At 36.4% G+C, this 3319-nt stretch carries 2 protein-coding genes; both read left to right on the forward strand.

All coding sequences use genetic code 11. The annotated features are described in order from the left end of the window. Positions 1–278: 278 nt before the first annotated feature. Positions 279–803, forward strand: a complete 525-nt coding sequence (locus AB1414_17745; GenBank protein MEW6609258.1) for a hypothetical protein — start codon at positions 279–281, stop codon at positions 801–803. A gap of 255 nt (positions 804–1058) precedes the next feature. Next, positions 1059–3185 (forward strand): GAF domain-containing protein, encoded by a 2127-nt coding sequence (locus tag AB1414_17750; protein ID MEW6609259.1) that lies wholly within the window; start codon positions 1059–1061, stop codon positions 3183–3185. Positions 3186–3319 lie beyond the last annotated feature (134 nt).

The raw sequence follows: 3319 nt of genomic DNA on the forward strand, positions 1-3319 counted from the left end.
ATTTCGAGCAGGATACAAAACACTAACTAAAGATGAATTAAAATCCTCAGATTTAACCTATGGCGCAGGATTTAGATTACCAGGCACAGGTATAGGACTTGATTATGCCTATTGTGATTATGATGATCTGGATGATACCCATCGGGTATCTTTAATGACAAAATTCTAATAGTTATTAGTGATGAGATAATTATATTAAAATGAACCACAGAGACGCAGAGATATGGGTGTGTCTTTGTGTTTCTGTGGGGGCTAAAAAGTATTTTTAAGAGGAAACAATGGAGATAGCAGAAACAATAAAAAAAATTATACAAGAACTTATAGTACCTGATTTGCAAGCCATTAAGTCAGAAAATGAACAGATTAAAACTGCTCTTGCAGTTATGAATAAACGACAGGATGATACGAATACCCATTTGGTTGACCAGAGCAGAAGAATTGATGAAACGAACAAACGGATTGATGATCTGAGAGTAGAATTGAAAGAAGAAATATCTAAAAATACGATGCGGATAGATGAAACAAATAAACGGATTGATGATTTGCGAGTAGAATTGAAAGAAGAAATATCTAAAAATACGACGCGGATAGATGAAACAAATAAACGGATTGATGATCTGAGAGTAGAATTGAAAGAAGAAATATTTACGAATACAATGCGAATTGATGAGACTAATAGACGGATTGACCGACTATATGAGGTAATTGTTAGACGAGATGAGTATGAGAAGTTGGAAATAAAGATTCTAAGACTTGAAAATGAGGTAACAGATCTAAGGAGAGAATTGAAATTAGCCGCATAATTAAAAAGGGACTGAAGGAAATGATTTGTCCATAATCTAACCACGGAGAAGACGAATTAGAGATGAGGAGTTGTAATTGAAGGGAAGGAAATTCGTTTTTTGAAGAGTGCCGTGGTTTTATTTTTGTATGGTTACTGAACTTTTGCAACCTAACTTTTGCAGGAAAATAAATTTATCGTAAGCGGTGGATTATTTTAGCATTTCGGATGTCAACTTATTTTTACCGTCTCACTGTAGATTTAGGAGGAATAAAGTATGTCTGAGGAGACAAGTGAACAAAATAAACAGCTCCAGAGATTATCCAGCCTCTATATAATTGGTAAAGCAATGGGTTCAACCATTATTCTGGATGAACTGCTTGATTTGATTATGGATGCCTGCATATCTCAGTTAGAAGCTGATACAGGCTCAATAATGTTACTTAATGAAGAAAAAGGAGAATTAACAATAAGTATCGCCAGAGGACTTTCACCTGAGGTAATTTCAAATACCAGGATAAAATTAGGTGAGGGGATTGCCGGGACAGTGGCAAAAGAAGGAGAACCTTTACTCCTTATTGGTAAAGTAACCGACCTGCGTTTTAGAAAGATACGGGAAGAAGAAAGAATAAAATCCGCTATGTGTGTTCCTCTTTCGGTTCGTGATAAAGTCATTGGTGTCATATCTGTTAATCGGCTAATTAAACCAATAGATTATACCAGTGAAGATTTAGGGCTTTTGTCTTTATTCGCCAGTCAAGCCGCTTCCGCCATAGCCAATGCAGAACTCTATAGTAAAGCCGAATCACGAATTAACGAACTGACTAAAATAAATGAGATTACTCAAACACTTAATTCTATTCGCAGTGAGGAAGAAATATTTAGATTAGTTGGAGATACCCTGCATGAGATAGTCAAATTTGATTTTTGTGCACTACTACTCTATGAAAATGAGGAAAATAGCTGGTTGTGGATAAAAACCAATACTCAACTCTCTAAAAAATATATTAGTGAAATTAAAAATAAATTACTTTCTATGTTTACTAACCTCTCAGATATTAAAATTACCCCGGAACACCTTATCACCACGATAGATAAAATAGGAGAATCAATGGATAAATCTATCATTGGGAAAAAGTTTGAATCATTCCTTGCATTTCCATTAGTCGTTCGAGGGAATGTAATTGGTATCTTTAATATCTGCCGTGTTGAAGAGCAAGCATTTAATCAGGATAATTTAAGGGTGTTATCTACTTTAGCCAATACAGTGGCTATTTCATTAGAAAATGCTCGATTATACCGCGGAATGAAACAAAAGGTAAGTGAATTATCCACATTATTTGAGGTAGGTAAGACGATTTCTTCTACTTTAGATTTAGAGAAGGTTCTAACCTTAATTTTAGAGGTAGCCGCAAGACTTATGGAAGCGTCCATTTGCTCTTTAAGACTGATTGGAGAAGAAAGGGAAATAGTATTAAATGCTTCTTATGGTTTAATGCAAGAGTATTTTAATGAAAAAGGAACAACCATTGGTCAACGCAAAACCATAAGTGAGGAGGCACTTCAAGAACGAAAACCAGTGATTATCACTGATGTCCCTAATGATAAAAAATACCACCATCCTGAATATGTTGCTAAAGAAGGTGTAAATTCATTATTATGTATTCCATTAGTGGTGAAGGAAGAATCAATAGGAGTCCTGACGGTATATTCTACACGGCACCAAAGATATACACAAGACCAGGTAAATTTACTTTCGGCTATTGCCGACCAGGCGGCTATAGCGGTTTCAAATGCCAAATTACATGAAGAAATACATAATAGTTTCCTGCGCACCGTTAAGGCATTGGCTGCGGCCGTAGATGCTAAAGACCCCTATACTAAAGGGCATTCTGAATCAGTAGTTAAATATACCTTAGATATAGCCAGAGAATTAGAACTTTCGAAAGAAGATATAGAATCGCTTGAAATTGCTGCACTTCTCCATGATATAGGGAAAATTGGAATAAAAGAAGATGTGCTTCTCAAACCTGGCAAATTAGATGAAGAGGAATGGCGTGTCATCAAGGAACATCCAATGATTAGTGCTAAAATTCTGGGACCTGTAGAATTTCCGGAAATAATAATGTTAGCCGTCAGACTTCACCATGAACAAATAGATGGCAAGGGTTACCCTGATGGCTTAAGCCAGGACAAAATACCTTTACATGCAAGTATTATTAAGGTTGCGGATGCCTTTGATGCGATGACATCAGATAGACCTTACCGTAAAGCATTGCCGCTGGATGTGGCTATAAATGAATTAAAGAAAGGCTCAGGAAGTCAGTTTCATCCGGGAGTCGTCCGGGCATTTCTCAAAATAGTTGAACGAGAACAACATAATCTTCAACAAATCGCAGGATAAAGGAGAAGTAACTATTCACCACGAAGGGCACGGAGAGCACGAAGTGAAATTTGATGAATTATCGAATAGAGTCATTACCTAAAATAGTAGAGAGTAGAGAGTAGTCAGTAGGGAAGAGGTGAAGAGTGGACAGT

Source organism: bacterium, from assembly GCA_040755795.1.
Lineage (GTDB): Bacteria > UBA9089 > CG2-30-40-21 > CG2-30-40-21 > SBAY01 > JBFLXS01.

Coding starts and splice junctions, on each gene's coding strand:
- AB1414_17745 (MEW6609258.1), top strand. CDS start 279: ATGGAGATAGCAGAAACAATAAAAAAAATTATACAAGAACTTATAGTA.
- AB1414_17750 (MEW6609259.1), top strand. CDS start 1,059: ATGTCTGAGGAGACAAGTGAACAAAATAAACAGCTCCAGAGATTATCC.